24 protein-coding genes, 1 tRNA gene and 1 riboswitch are annotated in these 25029 nt (G+C 68.4%); of the genes, 14 read left to right on the top strand and 11 right to left on the bottom strand.

Going from position 1 to position 25029, the window contains the following annotated elements; all coding sequences use genetic code 11:
* Both Tchar_RS07405 and mpl read right to left on the bottom strand, forming a co-directional pair.
* A partial coding sequence (locus Tchar_RS07405; RefSeq protein ID WP_161595477.1) for a helix-turn-helix domain-containing protein occupies positions 1 to 173 on the bottom strand: 173 nt, incomplete at its 3' end.
* Positions 174 to 263: 90 nt separating this feature from the next.
* Positions 264 to 1745 carry a UDP-N-acetylmuramate:L-alanyl-gamma-D-glutamyl-meso-diaminopimelate ligase gene (gene mpl, locus Tchar_RS07400; protein WP_408033542.1) on the bottom strand — a complete coding sequence of 494 codons (1482 nt, stop codon included), beginning with the start codon at positions 1743 to 1745 and terminating at the stop codon, positions 264 to 266.
* Here mpl and Tchar_RS07395 point away from each other — a divergent pair.
* Positions 1744 to 2361, top strand: a complete 618-nt coding sequence (locus tag Tchar_RS07395; protein WP_144328410.1) for a hypothetical protein — start codon at positions 1744 to 1746, stop codon at positions 2359 to 2361. The genes mpl and Tchar_RS07395 overlap by 2 nt on opposite strands.
* Complete coding sequence (locus tag Tchar_RS07390; protein WP_144328409.1) at positions 2361 to 2885, top strand: TlpA family protein disulfide reductase; 525 nt, start codon at positions 2361 to 2363, stop codon at positions 2883 to 2885. Before Tchar_RS07395 ends, Tchar_RS07390 begins: the two co-directional genes overlap by 1 nt.
* A 28-nt stretch (positions 2886 to 2913) precedes the next feature.
* On the opposite strand, the gene Tchar_RS07385 is transcribed toward Tchar_RS07390, so the two are convergent.
* Positions 2914 to 5358 (bottom strand): sensor domain-containing protein, encoded by a 2445-nt coding sequence (locus tag Tchar_RS07385; RefSeq protein ID WP_144328408.1) that lies wholly within the window; start codon positions 5356 to 5358, stop codon positions 2914 to 2916.
* Positions 5355 to 6638, bottom strand: a complete 1284-nt coding sequence (locus Tchar_RS07380; protein ID WP_144328406.1) for an HD-GYP domain-containing protein — start codon at positions 6636 to 6638, stop codon at positions 5355 to 5357. The genes Tchar_RS07385 and Tchar_RS07380 overlap by 4 nt, the downstream gene beginning before the upstream one ends.
* A gap of 192 nt (positions 6639 to 6830) precedes the next feature.
* On the opposite strand from Tchar_RS07380, the gene Tchar_RS07375 reads away from it, so the two are divergent.
* A complete protein-coding gene (locus Tchar_RS07375) occupies positions 6831 to 8039 on the top strand; it encodes an HD-GYP domain-containing protein (RefSeq protein ID WP_144328405.1) in 1209 nt (402 codons plus the stop codon).
* A 53-nt stretch (positions 8040 to 8092) separates the two neighbouring features.
* On the opposite strand, the gene Tchar_RS07370 is transcribed toward Tchar_RS07375, so the two are convergent.
* Positions 8093 to 8169: transfer RNA gene (locus Tchar_RS07370), tRNA-Pro, on the bottom strand.
* Between the two features lie 16 nt (positions 8170 to 8185).
* On the bottom strand, positions 8186 to 9130 hold the full coding sequence (locus Tchar_RS07365; protein WP_144328419.1) for a polyprenyl synthetase family protein: 945 nt from the start codon (positions 9128 to 9130) through the stop codon (positions 8186 to 8188).
* Between the two features lie 157 nt (positions 9131 to 9287).
* A riboswitch (S-adenosyl-L-homocysteine riboswitch) is annotated at positions 9288 to 9388 on the top strand.
* 60 nt (positions 9389 to 9448) lie between these two features.
* Here Tchar_RS07365 and ahcY point away from each other — a divergent pair.
* From ahcY to Tchar_RS07345, 4 genes are all read left to right on the top strand, one after another.
* Positions 9449 to 10885 (top strand): adenosylhomocysteinase, encoded by a 1437-nt coding sequence (gene ahcY / locus Tchar_RS07360; protein ID WP_144328404.1) that lies wholly within the window; start codon positions 9449 to 9451, stop codon positions 10883 to 10885.
* Between the two features lie 225 nt (positions 10886 to 11110).
* Positions 11111 to 11872, top strand: coding sequence for a TlyA family RNA methyltransferase (locus Tchar_RS07355; RefSeq protein ID WP_144328403.1), 762 nt, complete (start codon positions 11111 to 11113; stop codon positions 11870 to 11872).
* The gene (gene metF / locus Tchar_RS07350) at positions 11857 to 12696 is read left to right on the top strand and encodes a methylenetetrahydrofolate reductase [NAD(P)H] (RefSeq protein ID WP_144328402.1); all 840 of its coding nucleotides are present in this window, start codon (positions 11857 to 11859) and stop codon (positions 12694 to 12696) included. The genes Tchar_RS07355 and metF overlap by 16 nt, the downstream gene beginning before the upstream one ends.
* A gap of 59 nt (positions 12697 to 12755) precedes the next feature.
* Positions 12756 to 14027, top strand: a complete 1272-nt coding sequence (locus Tchar_RS07345) for an O-acetylhomoserine aminocarboxypropyltransferase/cysteine synthase family protein (protein WP_144328401.1) — start codon at positions 12756 to 12758, stop codon at positions 14025 to 14027.
* Positions 14028 to 14044: 17 nt separating this feature from the next.
* Here Tchar_RS07345 and Tchar_RS07340 read toward each other — a convergent pair whose 3' ends face one another.
* Positions 14045 to 14971 carry a 23S rRNA (adenine(2030)-N(6))-methyltransferase RlmJ gene (locus Tchar_RS07340; protein ID WP_144328400.1) on the bottom strand — a complete coding sequence of 309 codons (927 nt, stop codon included), beginning with the start codon at positions 14969 to 14971 and terminating at the stop codon, positions 14045 to 14047.
* Positions 14972 to 15152: 181 nt separating this feature from the next.
* On the opposite strand from Tchar_RS07340, the gene rplM reads away from it, so the two are divergent.
* The 3 genes from rplM to erpA all read left to right on the top strand — a co-directional run bounded on the left by rplM (position 15153) and on the right by erpA (position 16723).
* A complete protein-coding gene (gene rplM, locus Tchar_RS07335) occupies positions 15153 to 15584 on the top strand; it encodes a 50S ribosomal protein L13 (protein ID WP_144328399.1) in 432 nt (143 codons plus the stop codon).
* 9 nt (positions 15585 to 15593) lie between these two features.
* Positions 15594 to 15986 (top strand): 30S ribosomal protein S9, encoded by a 393-nt coding sequence (rpsI, locus tag Tchar_RS07330; protein WP_043698681.1) that lies wholly within the window; start codon positions 15594 to 15596, stop codon positions 15984 to 15986.
* Positions 15987 to 16345: 359 nt separating this feature from the next.
* Positions 16346 to 16723 (top strand): iron-sulfur cluster insertion protein ErpA, encoded by a 378-nt coding sequence (gene erpA / locus Tchar_RS07325; protein ID WP_144328398.1) that lies wholly within the window; start codon positions 16346 to 16348, stop codon positions 16721 to 16723.
* Positions 16724 to 16890: 167 nt separating this feature from the next.
* Here the strand turns inward: erpA and Tchar_RS07320 are convergent, their stop codons facing one another.
* Both Tchar_RS07320 and Tchar_RS07315 read right to left on the bottom strand, forming a co-directional pair.
* Complete coding sequence (locus Tchar_RS07320; RefSeq protein WP_144328397.1) at positions 16891 to 18027, bottom strand: anhydro-N-acetylmuramic acid kinase; 1137 nt, start codon at positions 18025 to 18027, stop codon at positions 16891 to 16893.
* Between the two features lie 15 nt (positions 18028 to 18042).
* Positions 18043 to 19389: a M23 family metallopeptidase gene (locus tag Tchar_RS07315; protein WP_144328396.1), complete on the bottom strand. Its 1347-nt coding sequence runs from the start codon at positions 19387 to 19389 to the stop codon at positions 18043 to 18045.
* A 224-nt stretch (positions 19390 to 19613) separates the two neighbouring features.
* On the opposite strand from Tchar_RS07315, the gene tyrS reads away from it, so the two are divergent.
* Both tyrS and Tchar_RS07305 read left to right on the top strand, forming a co-directional pair.
* Complete coding sequence (tyrS, locus tag Tchar_RS07310; protein ID WP_408033543.1) at positions 19614 to 20855, top strand: tyrosine--tRNA ligase; 1242 nt, start codon at positions 19614 to 19616, stop codon at positions 20853 to 20855.
* An 8-nt stretch (positions 20856 to 20863) separates the two neighbouring features.
* Positions 20864 to 21802 (top strand): cation diffusion facilitator family transporter, encoded by a 939-nt coding sequence (locus Tchar_RS07305; protein ID WP_144328394.1) that lies wholly within the window; start codon positions 20864 to 20866, stop codon positions 21800 to 21802.
* A gap of 15 nt (positions 21803 to 21817) precedes the next feature.
* On the opposite strand, the gene ybeY is transcribed toward Tchar_RS07305, so the two are convergent.
* Both ybeY and Tchar_RS07295 read right to left on the bottom strand, forming a co-directional pair.
* Complete coding sequence (ybeY, locus tag Tchar_RS07300; protein WP_144328393.1) at positions 21818 to 22279, bottom strand: rRNA maturation RNase YbeY; 462 nt, start codon at positions 22277 to 22279, stop codon at positions 21818 to 21820.
* 61 nt (positions 22280 to 22340) lie between these two features.
* Positions 22341 to 23291 carry a PhoH family protein gene (locus tag Tchar_RS07295; protein ID WP_144328392.1) on the bottom strand — a complete coding sequence of 317 codons (951 nt, stop codon included), beginning with the start codon at positions 23289 to 23291 and terminating at the stop codon, positions 22341 to 22343.
* A gap of 39 nt (positions 23292 to 23330) precedes the next feature.
* Between Tchar_RS07295 and ruvA the strand changes: the two genes are divergently transcribed.
* Both ruvA and ruvB read left to right on the top strand, forming a co-directional pair.
* The gene (ruvA, locus tag Tchar_RS07290; protein WP_144328391.1) at positions 23331 to 23906 is read left to right on the top strand and encodes a Holliday junction branch migration protein RuvA; all 576 of its coding nucleotides are present in this window, start codon (positions 23331 to 23333) and stop codon (positions 23904 to 23906) included.
* 7 nt (positions 23907 to 23913) lie between these two features.
* Entirely contained in the window at positions 23914 to 24993 is a 1080-nt protein-coding gene (ruvB, locus tag Tchar_RS07285) for a Holliday junction branch migration DNA helicase RuvB (RefSeq protein ID WP_144328390.1), read from the top strand.
* Positions 24994 to 25029 lie beyond the last annotated feature (36 nt).

Below are 25029 nucleotides of genomic sequence, written 5' to 3'. Positions count from 1 at the left end.
AGCTTGCACAGGCCGGCGTAGCCGAGCTTCTTCTCGCCTTGCTCGTAGCGTTCCTTCTGCAACGCCAGCGCCTTGTTGAAGACGAAGCGGCACGACCCGGCAAAGCGGCGCATCTGGCGCTGCTGTTCGCCGATCGGCATCGTTTCGTATTTGAAGGCTTGCAGACGTTGCATGGGCGAAATGATACGCCTGGCCTATGGGACGCCTACGGCGTCCGCGCTATCCTTCCCCGGCCTGAAGGCCGAGGCTTGCCGCGCACCAGGTCAAGCCGCCGCTGGAGCGCGAGAGCGCAGCGCCGCCAGCAGCCGCTCGTGCACGCCGCCGAAGGCGCCGTTGCTCATGCACAGCAGGTGGTCGCCCGGGCGCACCGCGGCCAGTACCTGCGCCATCAGGGTATCGATGTCCGGTGCCACCTGAGCGCGCCCGGCCAGCGGCGCCAGCGCTGCGTGGGCATCCCAATCCAGCCCGCCGGCGTGGCAGAACGCCAGGTCCGCCCCCGCCAACGCCCACGGCAGCTGCGCCTTCATCGTGCCAAGCTTCATGGTGTTGGAGCGCGGCTCGAAGATCGCCAGAATACGCTCGCTGCCCCGGCCCTCGCGGTCCAGGCGGCGGCGCAGGCCGTCCACGGTGGTGCGAATGGCCGTCGGGTGGTGGGCGAAGTCGTCATAGACGGTGACCGCACCGCCGGGCAACGCCACCGTGCCCCGCACTTCCAGCCGTCGGCGCACGCCGGCAAAGCGCGCCAGCGCCTCGGCCGCCTGCGCCGGGGGCACCCCCACATGGTCGGCGGCGGCGATGGCCGCCAGCGCATTGAGCTGGTTGTGCGTGCCCGTCAGCGCCCACTGCACCCGCGCCACCGGCTGGCCATGGCGCAACACCGTAAAGTCGTGCGGTTCACCCTCGGCCACATAGTCGCTGTTGGCGGCGCCAAAGGTGCGCAGCTCGCTCCACAGACCCTGGTGCAGCACGCGCGCCAAACTTTCTTCCAGTCCATTGACGATCACGCGGCCGCTGGCCGGCACGGTGCGCAGCAGGTGGTGAAACTGGCGCTCGATCGCGGCCAGATCGTCGAAGATGTCGGCGTGGTCGAACTCCAGGTTGTTCAATACCGCCGTGCGCGGCGCGTAGTGCACGAACTTGCTGCGCTTGTCGAAAAAGGCGGTGTCGTACTCGTCGGCTTCGATGACGAACGGGGTGCGTTGGCCCGCCGCGGGCAGCCGTCCCAGGCGCGCCGACACACCGAAATCCAGCGGCACGCCGCCCACCAAAAAGCCGGGTGCGTGGCCGGCGTGTTCCAAAATCCACGCCAGCATGGCGGTGGTGGTGGTTTTGCCGTGCGTGCCCGCCACCGCCAGTACGTGGCGGCCGTGCAGCACGTGTTCGTGCAGCCACTGCGGCCCGCTGCTGTAGCGGGCGCCGGCGTCCAGGATCGCCTCCATCAAGGGGAATTTGGGCCTGCCATCCGGCTGGCGTGCACGGCTGACCACGTTGCCCACCACGAAGAGGTCGGGGCGCAGCGCCAGCTGATCGGCCCCGTAGCCTTCGATCAATTCGATACCCAAGGCGCGCAGCTGCTCGCTCATCGGCGGGTAGACCCCGGCGTCACAGCCGGTGACACGGTGGCCGGCTTCGCGCGCCAGCGCGGCCAGCCCGCCCATGAAGGTGCCGCAAATGCCCAAGACGTGGATGTGCATAGCGCCATTATCGCGGCAGGCGCGCGGCGCATCGGCGACAATCGCGATCATGCGTGACGAAGCGGTGCACGAGTGGGCGGCGGTGGCGGCGGCGCTGATGGTGGACGACGGTTGGTCTCCAGCGCAAGCCGTGCGGCGCGCGCGCACCCAGCTGGGGCTGCCGGCGCGCGCCACGCCGCCCGATGCGGCGGCGCTGGAGGCGGCGGTGCGCACGCATCTGGCGCTGTTTCACGCCGCCACGCAGCCGGCCGAGCTGCGCGCATTGCGTCAAACCGCCCTGCAGTGGATGCAGCGGCTGGTGGCCTTTGCCCCCCTGCTCGGTGGCGCGGTGTGGCACGGCACCGCCACCCGCCACAACGATATTCATCTGCAGCTGTTCAGCGACGACCCGAAGGCGGTGGAGGTCGCCTTGCTCGACGCCGGTGTGCCTTACGAGGCGCAGCAGGCCAGTGGCGCGCTGGGACGCGAGGTTCCGGTGTTGTCGTTGGCGGTGCGCTGCGCCGACTGGAACGAGCCGGTGGGGCTGCATCTGTGGATCAACGATACGCGCGCGCAGCGCGGCGCCCGCCTGCCCGATGCACTGGGACGGGTGCCGCGCGGCACAGTGGCCGAAGTGCGCGCCCTGTTGGCCGCCGAGACCGCCCCGGCCCCGATGGAGGAACCGTGATGCAACGACGCGCTTGGACATGGGGGGTGGCCGCGGCCGCGGCGGCGCTGGGCGCCGGGGTGTCGACGTGGCGCTGGACGCTTGGGGCGCCGGCGCCCGATGCCGAGCAGACGCTGTGGACCCTGCGCTGGCAGCGCCCCGACGGTGGTGAAGTGGTGGCGGCGGACTACCGCGGGCGGCCGCTGCTGATCAATTTTTGGGCCACCTGGTGTCCACCCTGCATCGAGGAGCTGCCCCTGCTGGAGCGCTTTTGGCAGCAGCAGCGCCCGCGCGGCTGGACGGTCCTGGGGCTGGCCATCGACCAGCCCAGCGCGGTGCGGCAATTTTTGCAGCGTCAGCCGCTGACCTTTCCCATCGGGCTGGCGGGCTTGGGCGGAACGGATTTGGCGCGCCAGCTGGGCAATGCGCGCGGGGGGCTGCCGTTTACGGTGGTGCTCGACGCCAGGGGCCGCGTGGCCCAGCGCAAGCTGGGGCAGGTCACGGCCGACGACCTGCGCCAGTGGGCCGAAGCGATCGGCGCCTGAGCCGCGGCGCGGCGCTCGGGGGCAGCGCTCAGCGTGACGCCGGTGCCCCTGCGGCGGGTGCGGCGCAGGCTTGCGTGCGCCGATCGAGCCATTCGATGAGAGCCTGCGCCGGCAAGGCGCGTTCGAACAAAAAACCTTGACAGTGATCGCAGCCCAGCGCGCGCAGGCGCTGCAGCTGCTCGGCGCGCTCCACACCCTCGGCCACCACTTCCATGCGCAGCGCGTGGCCCATTTGCACGATGGCGGCGACGATGGCGGCGTCGACGTCGTCTTCCGGCATCGAGGCGATGAAGCTGCGATCGACCTTGAGGCGGTGCAGCGGAAAGCGCTTCAGGTACGTCAGGCTCGAGTAGCCAGTGCCGAAATCGTCCAGCGACAGCTCCACGCCCAGCTCGGCCAGCGCCTGCAATTTGGCCAGCGCCTCCTCGGCGTCGCGAATCAGAATCGACTCGGTCAATTCCAACTCCAGCAATGCCGGTGGCAGGCCGCTGACGTGCAAGGCGTCGGCCACGTCTTGCACGAAGCCCGGTTGCGTGAATTGCAACGCCGAGACGTTGACCGCCACTTGCAGCGCCCGGCCGCTGGCGTGCCAGCGCGCTGCCTGCGCCACCGCTTCGCGCAGCACCCAGTGGCCCAGATCGGCGATCAGGCCGGTTTCTTCGGCCACGCCGATGAAGGTGCTTGGCATCACCAGGCCGTGCTCGGGGCGTTGCCAGCGCAGCAAGGCTTCACAGCCCGGTACGGCGTCGGCGCGCAAATCGACACGCGGCTGGTAGTGCAAGACGAATTCGCCGCGCCGCAGGCCCTCGCGCATCGCGTGGTCCATCTGCACGCGCTGCAGCAAGTCGGCGTTCATTTGCGGCTGGTAGAAGCGGTAGTGTCCCTTGCCGCGTTCCTTGACTTGGTACATCGCCGTGTCGGCGCTCTGAATCAGCTCGTCCAGCGACGCGCCGTCGTCCGGGTACATGGCGATGCCGATGCTGCCCGACAGCGTGAACTGCATCTGCTCGATCGACACCGGCTGCATGACCGCGGCGATGAGTCGCTGCGCTGCGCGTGCCGCGGCTTCGCGGTCGGCGTCGTGTAGATGCACCACGAATTCGTCGCCGCCCAGTCGCGCCAGGGTGTCGGTCTGGCGCAGGCAGCGCTGCAGCCGCTCGGCGATCTCGACGAGCACCCGGTCGCCAAACATGTGGCCGAGCGAGTCGTTGATGCTCTTGAAGCGGTCGAGGTCGAGGAACAGCAGGGCAAAGCCCTGGCTGTTGCGCTGCGCCACGTGAATGGCGTGGGCGACGCGTTCGCCCAGCAGCAGCCGGTTCGGCAGCCCCGTGAGCGGGTCGGTGTAGGCCAACTGCTCGATGCGTCGCTGCGCCTCCAGCTTCTCCGACAGGTCTTTGGCGAACAGCACGGTGTTGAGCGGCTGCCCGTTGGCGTCGCGCAACAGCACCCACGACACCAGCAGCGCCACGGCGGGCCCGCGCGGGCGGCGCAGCCACAGCTCGCCTTCCCAGTAGCCTTGCGCATGCAGCGCGGCGCTGGCCTCGCTCGTCCACTGCGGGCGAGTGGGGGCCGTCAGCAGCGCCTCCACCGGCTGGCCCTGCAGATCGTCGTGGGCGTGGTCGGCCAGCCGCAGCGCGGCCGGATTGCAGGCGACGATGCGCAGCTGGGGATCGGTGACGACGATTGCATCCAGGCTGGCTTCGAACACCTTGGCCGCCAAGCGCAACTTGGCATCGATCGCGGCCCGCTCGGTGATGTCGCGGTACACGTAGATACGTCCGATCGGACGTCCGCGCGCCAGCTGCGGACGTGAGGTGCACTCCAGCAAGCGCCCGCTGCGCAGTGGCACCAGATCGTGCGCTTCGCGCAAGGGGGTGCGCTGCAGCGCCTGCAGCCCGGCGGTGAATGCGCTGGCGTCCATCACCTGCAAGCCCAGGTGCTGCCAGATGGCGTTTTCGTCGTTGTCGGTCAGCAGCGCGGCGGGCACATCCCACAGCTGGGCAAACGCCGGATTGAAGGCGCGGATGCGGCCGTCCAGATCGCACACCAAAATCGCGTCGGAGGCCGACTCCAGCACCGAACGCAGCTCCGCCAACAGCGTCTCGAGTTGTTGGCGCGTCGCCCGCCACTCGGCCAGGTTTTGCATCGCCCACAGCACCACGGGCTCGCCGCCCACCGGGTGCACGGGCCCGACGCGGCGTTGCACGGGCAACACGCTGCCATCGGCCCGTCGCACCGCGCTTTCCGACTCCAGCGTCTGCTCGATGCCGGCGCGCCACTCGGCCCAGTAGACCTCGTCCTGAGGGTCGGCGGTCCAGTCCAGCACCGACGAGCCAACCAGGGCCTCGCGCCCGGCGCCGAGCAAGCGGCACGCGGCGCCATTGACGGTGAGGATGCGCAGCGTCTGCGGATCGACCACGCACACGGCCTCCAGCAAACCCTCGGTCACCGGTGCCCAATGCAGATAGCTCATGACCGTGCTCCCGTTGGCGCCGTGACGTCATCGGCGCGCAGCGCGCGCTCGAAAAAGTAGCAATAACGGGGCCGCGGATCCAGATAATCCAACGCCGCGCGCGGCAGTTGGTCGGCGCGCAGGCTGCGCTGAATGGTCAACTCGGGCGTGCTTTGCAAGTCCAGCAGCAGCGCCTCGCTGGGTGGGGTGCGCGGGTCGTGCACCAGCACCTGGGGCTTGAGCGGCCGCGTGGCGTTGCACGCCTGCACCAGCGCGTAGCGCCCGTCGCTGAGCTGCACGATCGACCCCGGCGGATAGACGCCCAGCAGCCGGATGAAGGCCGTCAGGGTTGGCGCGTCGAAGCGCGCCTTGTGCACGGCGTACAGTCGCGCCAGGGCTTCGTGTGGCGTGTAGGCGCGCGCCGGGTTGTGCGGATTGCACAAGCCGTCGTAGCGGTTGACCAGCGCTACGATGTGCGCCAGGCGTCCGATCTGCGCACCGTGGCAGCCATCGGGGAAGCCGCTGCCATCGGCGGCCTCGTGGTGCTGGGCGATGGCCTGCACCGCCTGCGGCTCCAGCCCCATCGCTTGGGCCAGCACCACCCCATGCACCACGTGCTCCTGGTAGGCCTTGAGCTGGGCGGGTGTGAAGGCATCGTCCTTGTGGCGCACCGGGTCTGGCAGGCGCACCTTGCCGATGTCGTGCAGCAGCGCCGCCACCCCCAACGCCCGAAGCGCGGCGTCGTCCAGACCCAACGCGTGCCCCAGCAACAACGACAGCACCGCCACGTTCATCGCATGCTGCGCGCTGCGCTCGCCCTGCACGTCCGACAGCAGCCGCAGCGCCGTCTCGCCTCCCCCTCCCATGGCGTCGACCATGCCGCCGATCAAACCACGCGCGATGGCGCCGGCCGCCTGCGGCGCGCGCTCGACCTGCTCGAAGGCTGCGCGTACCTGGCGCGTGCCCTCGTGATACTGCCGCTCGCAACGCAGAAGCGCCTGGCGTTGCTGCAACAGGACCTGGGTGCGGGCGTCGGCGGCGTGTGCCGGCTCAGGGTGGGCATCGGCGCCACTGCGGTCTCCAACGGCAGGCGCGCTGTCCTCGGGCAACAATTCGCTGCGGGCCGGGTCGATGCGCACCCGTGTCAGCCCCAGGCCGCGGATGGTGTCGATCTGGTGTGCAGCGCTGATGCGAAAGTTGTTACGCGGAAAGGGGTGATCCATCCAACCCAAATCGAGCAAGACGTAGTGACCTACGCGCAACTGCTCGACCGGGATGACGGGCAGGGCGGACTCAGTCATGACGGCGTGCTCGAGCGACGGATGGCATGGCAAGCATTATCGCAACGAAACGCCCGCGTGCGTTCATGGGCGGCGTCGGGGCCGGCGCTGGCGTGGCGCGGCGCGCTCCCCAAGGGGGCGTGTACCGTCGGGGCGTGCTCCAGCCACCTGGCAGCGGGTACGGGTACAGTACGGGGCTCGAGGACCTTGTCGATGTTCGTGCTCCTACCCATTGAGGAAATCACGCTGGGCGAGCCCTTGCCCGTGGACATTTTCGATGCCCGCGGCGAGTTGCTGTTACGCAAGGGACAGGTGATTCGCGACGAACACCACCGCGACTGGATCGCAATGCACCGCCCCATGTTGCGGCGCGAAGATTTTCAGGCGTGGACGTTTCGCTACAACGCCGCCATCGACCGCGCGCTGCGCGACAATCGTTCGCTGGAGGAAATCGCCCACGTCGCGCGCCCGATGAACTGGCAGGACGCGGGCGAAGGCGTTGCCGACACCCGCCCCATCGACGAGATCTGGGCCGGCCTGCACGCCGGCCTGACGCTGTTGCTGCACCAGGGTGAGCAGGCGCAGGATTTTCTGGGTCGGCTGCAGCGGCTGATGGCCTATTTGCCGCAGCTGTTGCGTCCGCGCATCGACCCCAGCGTGCTGGTGTTGGTGCAGATGCTGTACGACCGGCGGCTGGGCTACAGCGCCACGCACGCCTGGTTGTGCGCGCTGCTGGCCGGCGAGGTGGCCGCCAGCCTCGGTTGGTCGGCCGAGCGGCAGCACAGTCTGCGCTGCGCTGCCCTGACGATGAACCTGGGTTTGGCGCGCCTGCACGACGACCTGGCTCGGCAAGATGCGCCGCTCAGTACCGCGCAACGCCAGGCGGTGCACCAACACCCGCTGCGTGGCGAACAGTCATTGCGCCGCTTGGGGGTGCAGGATGCCCTGTGGCTGGAGCTGGTGCGCGATCACCACGAGCGGCAGGGGGGACTGGGGTATCCGCATGGCCGCGCCGAGGTGTCGGCGCCTGCCCAGTTGCTGCAATTGGTGGATGTGTACGTGGCGCGACTGAGCCCGCGCATCAATCGTCCGGGTTTGCCGGCACCGCGGGCGGCACGTGACGTCTACATGGACGCCAGCGGCATGACGACGCCCCTGGGCGCAGCGTTGGTGCAGGTGGTGGGGCTGTACGCGCCTGGTACTTACGTGGAGCTGGCCAGCGGCGAAATCGGCCTGGTGGCGCGGCGTGGGCGGCGGGCGCATACGCCGTTGGTGTTTGCCATCGTCGGACGCGACGGTCTGCCCAAAGGCGAGGCGCCGCTGCGCGACACCGCCGAGAGCGCCTATGCGGTGCGCCGCGCGGTGCCGGCGCAGGAAGTGAAGGTTCGCGTGGCGCTGCCGCGCTTGCTCGCCCGTTTGTGATGGCCTACCGAGGCCTTGGCGCAGACGAGGCTGTCTGGCTCGACGAAATATATTGGTCGGGGTGAGAGGATTCGAACCTCCGGCCTCTACGTCCCGAACGTAGCGCTCTACCAGGCTAAGCTACACCCCGACTGACTCGATCGCCGTCAAGAGCGGCGAGCCAGAAGCTGAGTCGCCAATTGTAGCAGAGCTTGGCGGTATTTCTTCGTTTCGTGGTCGCCGCTGGGCAAACGCTGCAGCGCCGCAGTGGCGCGTTCGACCTCGGCGCGGGCGTGGTGGCGTGCTTCGTCAAGCGCGCCGCAGCGGCGCACGATGGTCAAAATCTCGTCCATCCGTTCGCTGCCGCCGGTCTCGATCGCGCTGCGGATCAGTGCCGCCTCGGTGGGCGTGCAGCGGCGCAAGGTGCAGATCACCGGCAGCGTCACTTTGCCTTCGCGCAGGTCGTCGCCCAGGTTTTTGCCCAGTTCGGCCGTGTCACCGGCGTAATCCAGCACGTCATCGACGATTTGAAACGCCGCGCCGATCGCTTGCCCATACTCGGCGCAAGTCGCTTCGGTGGCAGCGTCGGCGCCGGCCAGCAGCGCCGCCAAACGCGCGCTGGCCTCGAACAGCTTGGCCGTTTTGGCGCGAATGACGCGCAGATACGCCGCCTCGTCCAGGTGCGCGTCGTGCATATTCATCAGCTGCAGCACCTCGCCCTCGGCGATCACGTTGGTGGCGTCGGCCAGCACGCGCATGATGCGCATGTCCCCGCAGTCCACCATCATCTGGAAGGCGCGCGAGTACAAAAAGTCACCCACCAGCACGCTGGCGGCATTGCCGAATACCTGGTTGGCGGTGTCGCGCCCGCGCCGCAGGGTCGATTCGTCCACCACATCGTCGTGCAGCAAGGTGGCGGTGTGGATGAACTCCACCACCGCCGCCAAGGTGTGGCGGCGCGCGTCCGTGCAGCCCAGCGCGCCGCACATCAACAACAGCAGGGCAGGGCGCACGCGCTTGCCGCCACTGCCGATGATGTAGTGCGCGACCTGACCGACCAAGGGTACCTCACTGCTCAAGCGCTGCTCGATGACGTCATCGACCGCCTGCATGTCGGCGGCCACGACGGACAGGGCATGCGCGGAGGATGAAGCGGGGGCGGTGGTCAAGGTGGGGGAGGCGAACGAAACCCGGAGCGGCCGGGCGCCGTGTGGTCGATTATAGAAAGCCCGCCAGCGGCGACGGCGCCTCGCCTATATAATGGACGCGCTGGCCGAGGAGCGTTGCAGCGCGATTCATTCGCGCGAGGCTCGAGCAGCGCCGGTGGCGCCCAACGGCCGCCGGTTCCGTGGCAACGACGCTCACCCACCGACGTGGCGTGAGCAGTGTGGCCCGCCAGCGGTGGCAACCCTGCAACAGGAGTCCATGGTATGAACGCACCGCTGACCACCGCCCTGCCCACCGATTGCGTGGTGGCCGACCTCGGTTTGGCCGATTGGGGTCGCAAGGAAATCCGCATCGCCGAAACCGAAATGCCGGGCCTGATGGCGATTCGCGAGGAATTCGCCGCCAGCCAACCGCTCAAAGGCGCGCGCATCGCCGGTTCGCTGCACATGACGATCCAGACCGCCGTGCTGATCGAGACGCTGCAGGCGCTGGGCGCGCAGGTGCGCTGGGCCTCGTGCAATATTTTTTCCACCCAGGACCACGCGGCCGCCGCCATCGCCGTCGCCGGCACGCCGGTGTTCGCCTACAAGGGTGAGACGCTGCAAGACTACTGGGCGTTTACGCACCGTATTTTCGAGTTCGGCCCGGCGGGCAGCGCCGATGAGGGACCGAACATGATCCTGGACGACGGTGGCGACGCCACGCTGCTGCTGCACCTGGGCAAGCGCGCCGAGCACGACCCGTCGGTGCTCGATCGGCCCGGCAGCGAAGAGGAGCGTGTGCTGTTTGCCGCGATCCGCGAGCGCCTGGCGCAAGACCCCAAGTGGTACAGCCGCAAGGCCGCGCAGGTCATCGGCGTCACCGAGGAGACCACCACTGGCGTCAACCGGCTCAAGCAGATGGCCGCGCGCGGCGAGCTGATGTTTCGCGCCATCAACGTCAACGACTCGGTCACCAAGAGCAAATTCGACAACCTCTACGGTTGCCGCGAATCGCTGGTGGACGGCATCAAGCGCGCCACCGACGTCATGATCGCGGGCAAGATCGCCGTCGTCTGCGGCTATGGCGACGTCGGCAAGGGCTCGGCGCAGGCGCTGCGGGCGCTGGCGGCCCAGGTGTGGGTCACCGAGATCGACCCCATCTGCGCGCTGCAAGCGGCGATGGAAGGCTACAAGGTCGTCACGATGGACTACGCCGCCGACAAGGCCGACATCTTCGTCACCGCCACCGGCAACAAGCACGTCATCACCTACGAGCACATGGCGCGCATGAAGGATCAGGCGATCGTGTGCAATATCGGTCACTTCGACAACGAAATCGACGTCGCGGCCCTGGAGTCGAAGTGCCGCTGGGAAGAAATCAAACCCCAGGTCGACCACGTGATCTTCGAGGACGGCAAGCGCATCATCCTGCTGGCCAAGGGGCGGCTGGTCAACCTGGGCTGCGCCACCGGGCACCCCAGTTATGTGATGAGCTCATCGTTTGCCAACCAGACGCTGGCGCAAATCGAGCTTTTCACGCACCGCGACTACTACGAAAAGGGCAAGGTCTATACCCTGCCCAAGCACTTGGATGAGAAGGTGGCGCGGCTGCAGCTGAAAAAGCTCGGCGCTATGCTCACCGAGCTCACCGACGAGCAAGCGGCCTACATCGGCGTACCCAAGGAAGGGCCGTACAAACCGGATACCTACCGCTACTGAGTGACGTCGGCCCGCAACCGACTCGGTCGGCGACATGGCGCGCGCCGGCCGCAGCGAGCCACTGTGCGCCGGTTTGCCGCCATGGGCGGTTGCCAAGCGCCTGCGTGTACGGCGCTTGCGGCGGGTGCTTGCTCGGCGTCGCGTGCGCCCGTGGTGGGCGTGTCCTGGCGCCGGTCGGCTGGCGTTTGTGGCGTGTTGCAAGAAGCTTTTGGAGGCAAAGGGGCGATGCGAGCCGATCGGCTGTTGGTGCAGCGCGGGCTGGCGCCTACGCGTTCGGCGGCGCAGCGCCTCATCGAACGCGGGGCGGTGCGCTGGTTGGCGCCCGGTGGCTGGTGCACGCTGGCCAAGGGGGGCGACGAGTTGCCCGCCGGCTGCGCCATCGAACTCAGCGACGACGCCGAGCTGCGCTACGTCTCGCGCGGCGGGCTCAAGCTCGCCGGGGCGCTGGCCCACACCGGCCTGCTGGTGCACGGCTGGCGCTGTCTGGACGTGGGCCAGAGCACCGGCGGCTTTACCGACTGCTTGTTGCAGGCCGGAGCGGCGCAGGTGGTGGGGGTCGATGTCGGCCACGGCCAATTACATGCACGGCTGCGCGCCGATGCGCGCGTGGTGGCCGTGGAGCGCTGCAACGCCCGCACGCTGGACGCGCCCGCCCTGGTGCGGGCGGGCGGGCCAGCGGCTGCGCCGCCGTTCGACCTGATCGTGGGCGACCTGTCCTTCATTTCGCAGACCCTGGTGTGGCCGGCGCTGCTGCCGTTGTTGGCGCCCCACGGGCAGATGCTGATGCTGGTCAAGCCGCAGTTCGAATTGCAGCCCGGCGACATCGGCAAAGGCGGGCTGGTGCGCGACCCGGCGGCCCACCAGCGCGTGCGCGCACGCGTGGCCGATGCCGCGCAAGCATTGGGTCTGCGGCTGCGCGACTACTTTGACAGCCCGATCGCCGGCGGCGACGGGAACCGGGAGTTTTTTGCATGGCTGTGCCGTTGAGTTTCGAGTTTTTCCCACCCAAGACCCCCGAGGGGGCCGACAAGCTGCGCGCGGTGCGCCAGCGGCTCTACGCCGCGCGTCCGCAGTTCTGTTCGGTGACCTACGGCGCTGGCGGCTCCACGCAGGAGGGCACGTTTGCCACCGTCGCCGAGATCCTGGCCGAAGGGGTGCCGGCGGCGGCGCATTTTTCCTGCATCGGCGCCACGCGCGCGCGGGTGCGGGCGCAACTGGCGGAGCTGCAGGCCATGGGCGTGCGTCGCCTGGTGGCGCTGCGCGGCGACCTGCCCAGTGGCTACGGGCTGGGGGGCGAGTTCACCTACGCCAGCGATTTGGTGGCCTTCATCCGCGCCGAGTTCGATCGGGCGTTCCACATCGAAGTGGCCGCCTACCCGGAAATGCATCCGCAGGCGCGCTCGCCCCAGGCCGATCTGCAGGCCTTCGCGACCAAGGTGCGCGCCGGCGCCGACTCGGCCATCACGCAGTATTTTTTCAACAGCGACGCCTACTTTCGCTTTGTCGACGAAGCCGAAGCGCTCGGGGTGGACATTCCCATCGTGCCCGGTATCATGCCCATCACCAACGCCAGCCAACTGATGCGCTTCTCGGATGCCTGCGGGGCCGAGATCCCGCGCTGGATTCGGCTGCGCCTGCAGAGCTTTGGTGATGACGTGGCCTCCATTCGCGCCTTCGGGCTGGACGTGGTCACCGATCTGTGCGACCAACTGCGCACCGCCGGCGCCCCGGGTCTGCATTTCTACACGATGAACCAGGCCGATGCGGTGCTGACCATCCTGCAGCGCCTCGATCTGATGCCACTGTCTTGAGCCCGAGCCATCACGCGGGGCCATCGATTTTCGTCCCACCCACGACAGGAGACCATCGCATGCGATTCGAAACCCAGGCCGTGCACGCCGGCTACCGTCCCGACCCCACCACCAAAGCCGTGGTGCCGCCCATCTACCAGACGGTGGCCTACGCGTTCGACAGCGCGCAGCACGGCGCCGACCTGTTCGACCTGAAGGTGCCGGGCAACATCTACACCCGCATCATGAACCCGACCCAGGCGGTGTTGGAGGAGCGCCTGGCGGCCTTGGAAGGCGGCGTCGGCGCCCTGGCGCTGGCCTCGGGTCAAGCCGCCATCACCTACGCCATCCAAACGATCGCCGAGGCGGGCGACAACATCGTCTCGGCCTCGACGCTGTACGGCGGCACCTACAACCTGTTTGCCCACACGCTGCCGCAATACGGCATCGAGGTGCGCTTTGCCGACAGCGACCGGCCCGAAACCTTCGAGCCCCTGATCGATGCGCGCACCAAGGCGCTGTACTGCGAATCGATGGGCAATCCGCGCGGCAACGTCACCGACATCGCGGCGCTGGCGGCCATCGCGCACCGCCACGGCGTGCCGCTGATCGTGGACAACACCGTGCCCAGTCCCTATCTGTGCCGGCCTTTCGAGCACGGCGCCGATATCGTCGTGCATTCGCTGACCAAGTACCTGGGTGGTCACGGCAACAGCGTCGGCGGCGCCATCGTCGATTCGGGCCGCTTTCCGTGGGCCGAGCACAACGTGCGTTTCAAACGCCTGAACGAACCCGACGTCAGCTACCACGGGGTGGTCTATACCGAGGCGCTGGGCGCGGCCGCCTACATCGCGCGGGCGCGCGTGGTGCCGCTGCGCAACATGGGCGCGGCGATCTCGCCCTTCAATGCCTTTTTGATTTTGCAGGGGATCGAGACGCTGCCGCTGCGCATGGACCGCATTTGCGACAACACGCTGGCGGTGGCCCAGTTTTTGCGTACCCACCCCAAGGTGCGCTGGGTGCGCTACGCCGGCCTGCCAGACGACCCCTATCACGCGTTGGCGCAGCGCTACCTGGGCGGGCGGGCCTCGGGCCTGCTGACGTTCGGCATCGAGGGCGGGCGCGCGGCCGGCGAGCGCTTCCTGGACGCGCTGCAGCTGTTCACGCGGCTGGTCAATATCGGCGACGTGCGCTCGCTGGCCACGCACCCGGCCAGCACCACGCACCGGCAGCTCTCGCCCGAGGAGCTGGTCAAGGCCGGCGTCACCGAAGACACGGTGCGGCTGTGCGTCGGCATCGAGCACATCGACGACTTGCGCGCCGACCTCGAACAAGCACTGGCGGCGGCGTGAGCGGGCGCAGGGTATCCTCAGCCGCCCCCTGCGGCCCGATCGACGCGTACCTGTGCCCCCGGCCCTCGGCGCAGCGCCGGCAGCAGCCACGTGAGCGCCGTATGCAGTTGCTCGGCGAGGGTGTACGGCGGGTTGATCACGAACATGCCGCTGGCGCGTAGGGCGCCGTGTGCCTGGCCGCGCGCGGCGGCGGCGCGCGCTTGCGGATCGGGGGGCGCACCGACGTGCAGCTCGGCACGCAGCCAAGGGCGGCCGGCGCGCTCGGCCAGCGCGCGCAGCCGCCGCGGCAGCGCGTGCGCCTCGGGGCGGCCGATCACCGGGTACCACACGAGCAGGCACCCCGGTGCGAAGCGGCGCAGGGCATCGTCCACCGCTGCAGCCACTGCGGCGTAGTCGGATTTCAGCTCATAGCTGGGGTCGATCAGCACCAGGGCGCGCCGTTGCGGCGGTGGCAGCAGGGCCTTCAGCCCCACGAAGCCATCGTCGCGCCGCAGTTCGATCGAGGCGCGCGGCGTGTGTTGCTGCCACGCGCGCACGGTGCGATCCAGTAGCCGCCCGTCGGTGGGGTGCAGCTCGAACAACACCAGGCGGTCCTGCGGGCGCAGCAGGCCCTGCAGCCAGGCAGGCGAGCCAGGGTACAGGCGCCACGCGCCGCCGTCGTTGAGGGCGTCGAGTCGCTGCCGGTACGCCTCGATCAGCGCCGGCACGGCGGCACGGTCGGCCCGGGCGAGCGCCTGGGCCAGCGCCAACACGCCGCCGGCCGCTTCGCCCGACGTTTGGGCCTCGGCCTGGTCGAGCCGGTACAGCCCGGCGCCGGCATGCGTGTCCACCAGCAGCACGCCGCCGGGTTTGGCGTGCAGGCGCTGCACCGCCCCCAGCAGGGTCAGGTGTTTGAGCACGTCGGCATGGTTGCCGGCGTGGAAAGCGTGGCGATAGCTGAACATGCGCCGATGGTAGCCGAGCGGTGCCGCCGCAAGCGAGCGGCAGGCCGTGCGTTGCTGGTACAATAGACCGTTTTCGCAGCGCTTCGTGGTCCCGCGGCGAAAAATTCATCCCGCCTAAGAGGCTGCCGGCTGAAGCAGCGCCGACCGCGGAAAAGGGCCCGCCAAACCACAGGAAACGATCATGACCAAAACCTTCAGCGCCAAGCCCGCTGAGGTGGTGCATGAGTGGTTTGTGATTGACGCCACCGACAAGGTGCTCGGACGTGTCGCCAGCGAAGTGGCACGCCGACTGCGCGGCAAGCACAAGGCCATCTACACCCCTCACGTCGACACCGGCGACTTCATCATCGTCGTCAACGCCGACAAGATCCGCGTCACGGGCAACAAAGCCCTGGACAAGATCTACTACCGCCACACCGGTTATCCGGGTGGTATCCGCTCCATCAACTTCCGCGACATGCAGGCCAAGCATCCCGGCCGCGCGCTGGAAAAAGCCGTCAAGGGCATGCTGCCCAAAGGGCCGCTCGGCTACGCCATGATCAAGAAGCTCAAGGTCTATGCCGGCCCCGAGCATCCGCACGGCGCGCAGCAACCCAAGGTGTTGGAAATCTAAGGAGCGGCCATGATTGGTGAATGGAACAATGGCACGGGCCGTCGCAAGTCCAGCGTCGCGCGCGTGTTCCTGAAGAAAGGCTCCGGTAAGATCACGATCAACGGTCGCGACATCCAAGACTATTTCGGTCGCGAAACCTCGATCATGATCGCCAAGCAGCCGCTGGTGCTGACCAACCACCTGGAGACGTTCGACATCATGGTCAACGTCCACGGTGGCGGCGAATCCGGTCAAGCCGGTGCGGTGCGCCACGGTATCACCCGTGCGCTCATCGACTACGACGCCAGCCTCAAGCCGGCGCTCAGCGCCGCGGGCTTCGTCACGCGCGACGCGCGCGAAGTCGAGCGCAAGAAGGTGGGTCTGCGCAAGGCCCGTCGCGCCAAGCAGTTCAGCAAGCGCTGATCGGCGTCGTCTGCTACCGACGTATGCCCAGCCCGCGCCCGGTGCGCGGGTTTTTTGTGCGTTGTGCGGCCTTGGGCGCAGTGGCTTTCGTCGCCGGTGGCCGTTGCGTTGCCGGCGGGCTGGGGCGTTGCGCCCGATGGTCGGCGTCGTCCACCTTCATCCCTGTGTCCAGCAGGGGTATCGCGGGGCCCCGATTTGGGTTATTCCCGATCGTTTTGCTATGCTTTGATAAATGGGTGTCGTTGAGGGTGGTCGCATGGACGCCGCGACGACGCCGAGTGGCCGTGCGACCGCCGATCACGTTGCTGGCGTGACCACGCTCGAATCGCGCTGCCCATAACCGTGACGAGGATGCTGCCATGACTGCTGTTGCCGAAACCACTGCCGAAGCCACCACCGAGATGCCGGCGCCGCTGATCTTCACCGATGCCGCGGCGGCCAAGGTGGCGGAGTTGATCGCCGAGGAGGGCAATCCCGAGCTGAAGCTGCGCGTCTTCGTGCAGGGCGGCGGCTGTTCCGGCTTTCAGTACGGATTCACATTCGACGAGGTCGTCAACGACGACGACACGCAGATGACCAAAAACGGCGTTACCCTGCTCATCGATGCGATGAGCTACCAGTACCTGGTGGGCGCCGAGATCGACTACAAGGAAGATCTGCAAGGCGCGCAGTTCGTCATCCGCAATCCCAACGCCACCACCACCTGCGGCTGCGGCTCCAGCTTTAGCGTCGGCTGATGCTTGCCCGCGTCCCGGCGTCGGTTGCTGGGTGTGGCGCTCCGGGTGATGTCGCTGCCGCCGTGGCGCCTGCGGCCCGTTTTACCGCTGGCCTCATCCCTGACTGGGCGTGAGGTAGTTGGCATGACTGCCGGCGGGCGATGATCGCGGCGCATGGCCGCTTTTCCTCATGCCCGATACAGTGCGCCCAAAATGCGCGACCCGGCAGCGCCCGTGACCTCGGGGACGTTGCCGGCTTGCCCCAGCAGTGTTTGTCGGGCCAACCAGGCGAAGGCCGCCGCCTCCACCCATTGCACCGGCCAGCCGCGCGCCGAGGTGGCTCGTACCGGCACCGGGGTCAATCGGACCTGCAGGGCCTGCATCAGAAGGCCGTTGCGTGCGCCGCCTCCACACACCCACACCACCTCTGGGGTGACGGTGGCCGCCTGTCGCAGCGCGTGCGCGATGGTGTGCGCGGTCAGCGCCACCAGCGTGGCCTGTACGTCGGCGGGGGCAGCGTCGGTCAGGCCGCAGGCGTTCAACCGTTCGGCCAGCCAGCCCAGATGGAAGTGGTCGCGTCCGGTGCTGCGGGCACCGCAGCGCTGGAAATAGGGGTCGGCCAAACAGGCGTCGAGCAAGGCCGGCAACACGCGCCCCTGGCGCGCCCAGGCGCCGTCGGCATCGAAACGCGCACCGGTGTGGCGCTCACACCAGCCATCGAGCAGTACGTTGCCCGGTCCGGTGTCGAAGCCGCGCACGTGTCCGGCCGGGTCGATGAGTGTGACGTTGGCGATACCGCCGATGTTGACCACGGCCAGTGCGTGTCCGGGTTGCCAAAAGGCGGCGCGGTGAAACGCTGGCACCAAGGGCGCTCCCTGGCCGCCAGCGGCGATGTCGCGGCTGCGAAAGTCGGCCACGACAGCGATACCCGTGGCCTCGGCCAGGCGCGCGGGGGCGAGCAATTGCACCGTGTAGGCAGCCTCGCCGGCACCCAGTCGCGTGTGACCCGGGGGCAGATGGCGCACGGTTTGCCCATGCGCGCCGATCGCCGCGATGTCACGCGCCGTCAGGCCGCTGCGGCGCAGCAGCGCGTGCACCGCTTCGGCATACAGCGCGCTCAGCGCCGCGGCGGCTTGCGCGGCGCGATGCAGTTCATCGGGTCCGCTGTGTTGCAAGGCCAACAGGTCGGCACGCAGCGGCTCGGGCAAAGGCAAAGCCGTATCCGCCAGCACCCGACCGCCGGCGTGATCCGGCGCGTCGAAATCGACCAAGACACCATCCACCCCGTCGAGCGAGGTACCCGACATCAAGCCGATGCAGCGCATGCCAGCGCAGGCGTGTTATTCGGCACTGGCTTGCACGAGGGTGGCAGCGGCAGCCAGTTGGCTGCGCATACCGGCCGCGTGTTGTACGAAGGCCGAGCGCCAGCGCGCCTCGATCGGCTCGCCACCGGGGTTGTCGCGGGCGATGGTCATCGGGTCGCGGTGCTGTCCGTTGACGATGTACTCGAAGTGCAGGTGGGGCCCGGTGGCGGTGCCGGTGGCGCCGACGGCCCCAACGGTCTGCCCTTGCTCCAGCCGCTGGCCTTTGCGCACATCGATGCGGCTCAGGTGCGCATACAGCGTCTGACGCCCATTTGTGTGCTGCAAGACCACGACGTTGCCGTAGCCGCGTTGCCAGCCGGCGAAGGCCACGCTGGCGTCGGCCACCGCCCGCACCGGTGTGCCGGTAGGGGCGGCATAGTCCACCCCCAAGTGGGCGCGCCGGTCGCCGTGCACGGGGTGAAAGCGCATGCCATAGCCGCTGCTGACGCGGGTAAACGCCAGCGGCGAGGCCAGAAAGGCGCGTGCCAGGCTCTCCCCTTCGAAAGTGTAGTAGGCCCCACGGCTGCCCGGCGGCTGGAACCACACCAACTGGTGTCGTCGCCCGTTGTTGACGAACTCTGCCCCCAGCAGGCGCCCGTAGCGCAGCAGTTCGCCGTCGGCTTCCAGCGCCTCGTACACCACGGCAAAGGTGTCGCCGGCACGCAGATCACGCCGGAAGTCGATTTCTCCACCCAACAAGTCGGCCAGCTGCGAGGCCACCGCATCGGGCAGGCGCGCGGCTTCGGTGGCGGCAAACAGCGAGCTGCGGATGGTGCCGCTGGCCAGCCGCACCGAGGCGTTCAAGGGTGCGCTGTCGCGCCGCACGTTCCACGCACTGTGGGGGGGTGAGGCGCGCCGGACGTCCAGGCGCTGGAAGGTGGTGTCATCGGTGCGCGCCAGCCAGCGGGCCTGCAGGCGCAACAGGCGCCCGTCGTCGTCGACATCGACGCTGACCAACTTGCCAGCCGGCCCGCGCCACAGTTCGGCCAGCGCGGGCTCGCGGCGTAGGCGCTCGATGGCACCGGTGTCGCGCACACCCAGGCGTTGCAGCAGCGTGGCCAAGGTATCGTCCCGCCGGGTCAGGTCGCTGCGGTGCAAAACGAACGGCGCCGTATCCGTCGAAGCGGCCAACGCCTCGTCGGGCAACGCGACCGCTTGCACCACCGTGGTGCGCGGCATGGCCTTGAGCGCGGCATCCAGCGGGCCGGTGCCAAAGGCGGTCACGCCCGTACCGAGCAGCAGGATGGCCAGCGCCGCAGTGAGGCGGCGCGGATGTCGTTGTAGCCACAGGCGGGTTGTGTCGATGAGCGTGTGTGCGTTCATGCCTGTTTGCGTGCGGGCGACACCAAGCCACCCGATACCACCGCCACCCTTCGGGTGACGATGGCAAAGATCACCGAATTGCCCGCCGACTACAATCGAGCGCCCAAGAGGCGCGAACCACGGCCGCAGGCTTGCGAGCCCCGGTCGGCGGCACGAATCAATGCAGTATAACCGCCGTAGCGCTCCTGTCATCCGGGATTGACCTCATGAACAAAGATACAGCGATGGCCACCGACGACCCCGTTGCCGCGGCGCTGGAGGGCGCAACGGAGGCCGTGCGCAACGCGCTGGCGGTGACGCTGCGCGGCTGCGAGGAACTGTTGCCGGTGGCGGATTGGGTGCGCAAGCTGCGCCGCAGCGAGGCCACGGGCGTGCCCCTGCGCATCAAGTTGGGCCTGGACCCCACGGCGCCCGACATCCACCTCGGCCACACGGTTGTGCTCAACAAACTGCGCCAGTTGCAAGACCTCGGGCATACCGTCATTTTTCTGATCGGTGACTTCACGTCGCTGATCGGTGACCCTTCGGGCCGCAACGCGACCCGTCCGCCGCTGACGCCGGAGCAGATCCAGGCCAACGCCGAGACCTACTACCGCCAGGCCAGCCTGGTGCTGGATCCGGCGCGTACCGAAATCCGCTACAACAGCGAATGGAGCGACGCGCTGGGCGCGCGCGGCCTGATCCAGCTGGCGGCCAAATACACGGTGGCGCGCATGATGGAGCGCGACGACTTCACCAAGCGCTTCAAGGCCGGCACGCCGATTTCGATCCACGAATTTCTCTACCCGCTGATGCAGGGCTACGACTCGGTGGCCTTGCGCGCCGACCTGGAGCTGGGCGGCACCGATCAGAAGTTCAATTTGCTGATGGGTCGCCACCTGCAGCAGGAGTACGGGCAGGAGCCGCAGTGCATCCTGACCATGCCGCTGCTCGAAGGCTTGGACGGCGTGGAGAAAATGTCCAAGTCCAAGGGCAACTACATCGGCATCACCGAAGACGCCAACACCATGTTCGCCAAGGTGATGTCGATCAGCGACGAACTGATGTGGCGCTGGTATCCCCTGTTGTCGCTGCGTCCGCTGGCCGAGATCGAGGCGCTCAAGCGCGAGGTGGCCGCGGGCCGCAACCCGCGCGACGCCAAGGTGCTGCTGGCCAAGGAGATCACGACGCGTTTTCACAGTGCGCGCGCAGCCGACGCGGCCGAGCAGGATTTCAACCTCCGCGCCAAGGGCGGCATACCCGATGAGATCGCCGCCGTGCGGCTGCAGGGGGCGCCGCTGGGCATCGGCGTGCTGCTCAAGAGCGCGGGTTTGGCCCCCTCGACCAGCGAGGCCAACCGCCTCATCGACGGCGGCGGTGTGCGCGTGGACGGCGCGGTGGTGAGCGACCGTGGCTTGAAGCTCGGCGCGGGCACCTACGTCGTGCAGGTGGGCAAGCGCAAATTTGCCCGCGTGACGCTGGAGTGAGCGACGCCATGGCCTCTTCACCCCCGTCGCTTTGGCGGCGCCTGACCCCGCAGCGCCTGTTGGCGGTGTCGGTCGGCGTGGCCGTGGCCACCATCGTGCTCAAGACGCTGGCGTGGTGGCTCACCGACTCGGTGGGGCTGCTGTCGGATGCGCTGGAGTCGCTGGTCAACCTGGCCGGCGCGATGTTTGGCCTGTGGATGGTGACGGTGGCGGCGCGCCCGGCCGACGATGCGCACCCGTATGGTCACCACAAGGCGGAGTATTTTTCCGCTGGCTTCGAAGGTTTGTTGATCTTGGCGGCGGCCGCCGGCATTGCCTGGGCGGCGCTGCAGCGTCTGTGGATGCCGCAGCCGCTGCAGCGGCTGGACTGGGGGCTGGCGCTGTCGGTGCTGAGTTCGGTGCTCAACGGCACGCTGGCCTGGGTCATGCTGCGGGCAGCGCGCGTGCATCGCTCGGCGGCGCTGGAGGGGGATGCGCGCCATCTGTTCACCGACGTGTGGACGTCGGCCGGAGTGGTCGTCGGCCTGGGGTTGGCGGCTGCCACCGGCTGGCTGTGGCTGGATGCGCTGGTGGCGCTGGCCGTGGGCGCCAATATCGCGCGTGAGGGCACGCGGCTGCTGTGGCAGGCGTCGCAGGGGCTGATGGACGAAGCGGTCGAACCCGAAGTGCGCGCCGAAATCGACCGCGTGCTGCAGGGTTTTGCCCACCAGCGCGACGGCGTCGAAATCGTGCGCTTCGACCACGTGCACACGCGCAAGGCCGGCCAGCGCCGCTATGTGGACCTGCACATGCACATGCCGGCGAACTGGACACTGGGGCGCGCCGCCGCCTTGCGCCTGAGCGTGGAGCAGGCGCTGATGAGCGCAGTGCCAGGGCTGCGCGCCACGATTCAACTGCTGCCCAGCGATGTCGAAGCGCATTTCGACGATGTCGCCGATCTGAAGTGAGGCGGCCGCGCGCCGTCAGCGCGCCGCGTATGGATTGGGAAAGCCCAGCGCTGCCAAAATGGCGACTTCGCGCGCCTCCATCGCCTCGGCGTCGGCTTCGCTGGTTTCGTGATCCCAGCCCTGGGCGTGCAGGGCCCCGTGCACCAACAGGTGCGCATAGTGCGCCCGCAGCGGTTTGCCCTGCTCTTGGGCTTCGCGCGCCACCACGGGGGCGCACAGCACCAGATCGGCCTGCACCACCGGGGCGTGTGCGTAGTCGAAGGTCAGCACATTGGTGGCGTAGTCCTTGCCGCGAAAGTCGCGGTTCAGCGCCCGGCCTTCGGCCTCATCGACGATGCGCACGGCCAGCTCGCCGTCGCGCGCCAGCGCATGGCGCAGCCAGCGCCGCACCGCGTGGCGTGGCAGCGCGGCGCGGTGTACGGCCACGCCGTCGAAGCGGGCGAATTGCAGTGACAGGCTCAGCTGGGGCAGCGGCATGGGGCGGTGTTCTATCCAGTTAGCGGCAGTTTGGTGGCATCGGGCGGGGCAGGTGTCGGCGTCACGCGCCTGTGCCCAGCGGTTGCGGGCGCGCCTCGTAGGCATCGACGATGCGCGCCACCAGCGGATGGCGCACCACGTCGGCGCTGGTCAAGTGCGTGAAGGCGATGCCCTGCACCCGGCGCAGCACGCGCTCGGCGTCGATCAGCCCCGACAGCTGCGAGCGCGGCAGGTCGATCTGGCTGACGTCGCCGGTGATGACGGCCTTGGAGCCGAAGCCGATGCGCGTCAGAAACATCTTCATCTGCTCGGGCGTGGTGTTTTGCGCCTCATCCAGGATGACGAAAGCGTGGTTGAGGGTGCGCCCGCGCATGAAGGCCAGCGGGGCGATTTCGATCTGCTGGCGCTCCAGCGCCTTTTGCACGGCATCGAACCCCATCAGGTCGTAGAGCGCGTCGAACAGCGGGCGCAGGTAGGGGTCCACCTTTTGCGCCAGGTCGCCCGGCAAAAAGCCCAGGCGCTCGCCCGCTTCCACCGCCGGGCGCGTCAGCACCAGGCGCTGCACCGCGCTGCGCTGCAGGGCCTGCACCGCGCACGCCACGGCCAGATAGGTCTTGCCGGTGCCAGCCGGCCCGATGCCGAAGGTGATGTCATGCGCGGCGATGGCTGCCAGATAGCGCGCTTGGTTGGCAGTGCGCCCACGGATTTCGCCGCGGCGCGTCTGCAGCACCGGCGCCGCGATATCGCCGTCCGGGGGGGTGGCGTCGCCGGCCAGCATCAACTGCACGGTTTCGCTGGCGATCGGCTCGCGCGCCAGTTCGTAGAGCGCTTGCAGCACCTCCATGGCCTGGGTGGCGGCGGCTTTGGGGCCTTCGACGCGAAAATGCTCGGCACGGTGGGCGATGCGCACCTGCAGCGCTGCTTCCACGGTGCGCAAATGGGCATCCAGCGGGCCGCACAGATGCGCCAGGCGCGTGTTGTCGGCGGGGGTGAAGGCGTGGCGCAGGATCAAGTCGATAATTCCATCTGATGCAGCGAGGGCCAGACGTGAATGATAGGCAAACTGAGCGGCACATTGTTGGAAAAGCACCCGCCGCACCTTCTGATCGATTGCCACGGCGTGGGCTACGAAGTCGAGGTGCCGATGAGCACCTTCTACGGCTTGCCGGCGGTGGGCGAGCGCGTGGCGCTGCTGACGCACTTCGTGGTGCGCGAAGACGCGCAAATGCTGTTTGGCTTTGCCAGCGCGGCCGAGCGCACGGCGTTTCGAGAGCTGATCAAAATCAGCGGCGTGGGGCCGCGCATCGCGCTGGCGCTGCTGTCGGGCCTGAGCGTCGATGAGCTGGCGCAGGCGGTGGCGCAGCAGCAGGCGGCGCGTTTGATCAAGATTCCCGGCATCGGCAAAAAGACCGCCGAGCGGTTGCTGCTCGAGCTCAAAGGCAAACTGGGGGTGTCGCCGGTTGCGCTGGCGCCGGCGCCGGTCAGCGACGCTGCCGCCGACATCCAGCAGGCGCTGCTGGCGCTGGGCTACAGCGAGCGCGAAGCGGTGGCGGCGCTGCAGGCCCTGCCCGCCGGGGTGGGTGTGAGTGAAGGCATCAAGCTGGCGCTGAAGGCGCTGGCCAAGTGAGGCGGCCATGAGTATTCAGACCGACGACTTTGCCCCGGTGCCGCGCCCGCGCCTGGTGTCGGCGGCGCCGGAGTCCGCGCGCGAGGAGGCGCTGGAGCGCGCCCTGCGGCCCAAGGGCCTGCACGAGTACGTCGGGCAGGCCAAGGTGCGCGAGCAGCTCGAAATCTTCATCGGTGCGGCCAAAAAACGCGGTGAAGCCTTGGACCACGTGCTGCTGTTCGGCCCGCCCGGTCTGGGCAAGACCACGCTGTCGCACATCATCGCGCACGAGCTCGGGGTCAACCTGCGCCAGACCAGCGGCCCGGTGCTGGAAAAGCCCAAGGATCTGGCGGCGCTGCTGACGAGCCTGGAGCCCAACGACGTGCTGTTCATCGACGAAATCCACCGCCTCTCGCCGGTGGTGGAGGAGATCCTGTACCCGGCGCTGGAGGACTATCAGATCGACATCATGATCGGCGAGGGGCCGGCGGCGCGCAGCATCAAGCTCGATTTGCAGCCCTTCACGCTGGTGGGAGCGACCACGCGTGCTGGCATGCTGACCAACCCGCTGCGCGACCGCTTCGGCATCGTGGCGCGGCTGGAGTTTTATACGCCCGAGGAGCTCGGGGCGATCGTGGCGCGCAGCGCGGCCTTGCTGGGGGCGCCCATCGACCCCGAGGGTGCGTTCGAGATCGCGCGCCGCTCACGCGGCACCCCGCGCATCGCCAATCGCTTGCTGCGCCGTGTGCGCGACTACGCCGAGGTCAAGGGCGATGGTGCCATCACGCGCGAGCTCGCCGCGCGCGCGCTGGCCATGCTCGACGTCGATCCGCTGGGCTTCGACCTGATGGACCGCAAGCTGCTGGAGGCCGTGATCCACAAATTCGACGGCGGCCCGGTCGGGCTGGACAACATCGCCGCCAGCATCGGCGAGGAGCCGGGCACGATCGAGGACGTCATCGAACCCTACCTGATCCAGCAGGGCTATCTGCAGCGCACGCCACGCGGCCGCGTGGCGACGCTGGCGGCTTACCGCCATCTCGGCTTGCCGGCGCCCGCCCGCGCCGATTTGTTCGATGGCGCGGTGTCCGGCACTGGGCTCGAATGACGCGCGCGCTCCCCCGATCACTCATCACTCACTTCG

Origin of the sequence: Tepidimonas charontis, from assembly GCF_007556685.1 — a bacterium.
Lineage (GTDB): Bacteria > Pseudomonadota > Gammaproteobacteria > Burkholderiales > Burkholderiaceae_C > Tepidimonas > Tepidimonas charontis.
The sequence above is the reverse complement of the archived record's forward strand: the minus strand, read 5'-3'. Positions and strand labels throughout refer to the sequence as shown.

What these genes read in the sequence shown, in the direction of transcription:
- ruvB (WP_144328390.1), top strand. Translation starts at nt 23,914, where the DNA reads ATGAGTATTCAGACCGACGACTTTGCCCCGGTGCCGCGCCCGCGCCTG.
- Tchar_RS07380 (WP_144328406.1), bottom strand. Translation starts at nt 6,638, where the DNA reads ATGACTGAGTCCGCCCTGCCCGTCATCCCGGTCGAGCAGTTGCGCGTA.
- ybeY (WP_144328393.1), bottom strand. Translation starts at nt 22,279, where the DNA reads ATGCCGCTGCCCCAGCTGAGCCTGTCACTGCAATTCGCCCGCTTCGAC.
- Tchar_RS07390 (WP_144328409.1), top strand. Translation starts at nt 2,361, where the DNA reads ATGCAACGACGCGCTTGGACATGGGGGGTGGCCGCGGCCGCGGCGGCG.
- Tchar_RS07385 (WP_144328408.1), bottom strand. Translation starts at nt 5,358, where the DNA reads ATGAGCTATCTGCATTGGGCACCGGTGACCGAGGGTTTGCTGGAGGCC.
- Tchar_RS07355 (WP_144328403.1), top strand. Translation starts at nt 11,111, where the DNA reads ATGCGAGCCGATCGGCTGTTGGTGCAGCGCGGGCTGGCGCCTACGCGT.
- ahcY (WP_144328404.1), top strand. Translation starts at nt 9,449, where the DNA reads ATGAACGCACCGCTGACCACCGCCCTGCCCACCGATTGCGTGGTGGCC.
- ruvA (WP_144328391.1), top strand. Translation starts at nt 23,331, where the DNA reads ATGATAGGCAAACTGAGCGGCACATTGTTGGAAAAGCACCCGCCGCAC.
- Tchar_RS07365 (WP_144328419.1), bottom strand. Translation starts at nt 9,130, where the DNA reads ATGCAGGCGGTCGATGACGTCATCGAGCAGCGCTTGAGCAGTGAGGTA.
- Tchar_RS07345 (WP_144328401.1), top strand. Translation starts at nt 12,756, where the DNA reads ATGCGATTCGAAACCCAGGCCGTGCACGCCGGCTACCGTCCCGACCCC.
- Tchar_RS07305 (WP_144328394.1), top strand. Translation starts at nt 20,864, where the DNA reads ATGGCCTCTTCACCCCCGTCGCTTTGGCGGCGCCTGACCCCGCAGCGC.
- mpl (WP_408033542.1), bottom strand. Translation starts at nt 1,745, where the DNA reads ATGATCGCGATTGTCGCCGATGCGCCGCGCGCCTGCCGCGATAATGGC.
- rpsI (WP_043698681.1), top strand. Translation starts at nt 15,594, where the DNA reads ATGATTGGTGAATGGAACAATGGCACGGGCCGTCGCAAGTCCAGCGTC.
- metF (WP_144328402.1), top strand. Translation starts at nt 11,857, where the DNA reads ATGGCTGTGCCGTTGAGTTTCGAGTTTTTCCCACCCAAGACCCCCGAG.
- erpA (WP_144328398.1), top strand. Translation starts at nt 16,346, where the DNA reads ATGACTGCTGTTGCCGAAACCACTGCCGAAGCCACCACCGAGATGCCG.
- tyrS (WP_408033543.1), top strand. Translation starts at nt 19,614, where the DNA reads ATGGCCACCGACGACCCCGTTGCCGCGGCGCTGGAGGGCGCAACGGAG.
- Tchar_RS07320 (WP_144328397.1), bottom strand. Translation starts at nt 18,027, where the DNA reads ATGCGCTGCATCGGCTTGATGTCGGGTACCTCGCTCGACGGGGTGGAT.
- Tchar_RS07340 (WP_144328400.1), bottom strand. Translation starts at nt 14,971, where the DNA reads ATGTTCAGCTATCGCCACGCTTTCCACGCCGGCAACCATGCCGACGTG.
- Tchar_RS07315 (WP_144328396.1), bottom strand. Translation starts at nt 19,389, where the DNA reads ATGAACGCACACACGCTCATCGACACAACCCGCCTGTGGCTACAACGA.
- Tchar_RS07395 (WP_144328410.1), top strand. Translation starts at nt 1,744, where the DNA reads ATGCGTGACGAAGCGGTGCACGAGTGGGCGGCGGTGGCGGCGGCGCTG.
- Tchar_RS07375 (WP_144328405.1), top strand. Translation starts at nt 6,831, where the DNA reads ATGTTCGTGCTCCTACCCATTGAGGAAATCACGCTGGGCGAGCCCTTG.
- rplM (WP_144328399.1), top strand. Translation starts at nt 15,153, where the DNA reads ATGACCAAAACCTTCAGCGCCAAGCCCGCTGAGGTGGTGCATGAGTGG.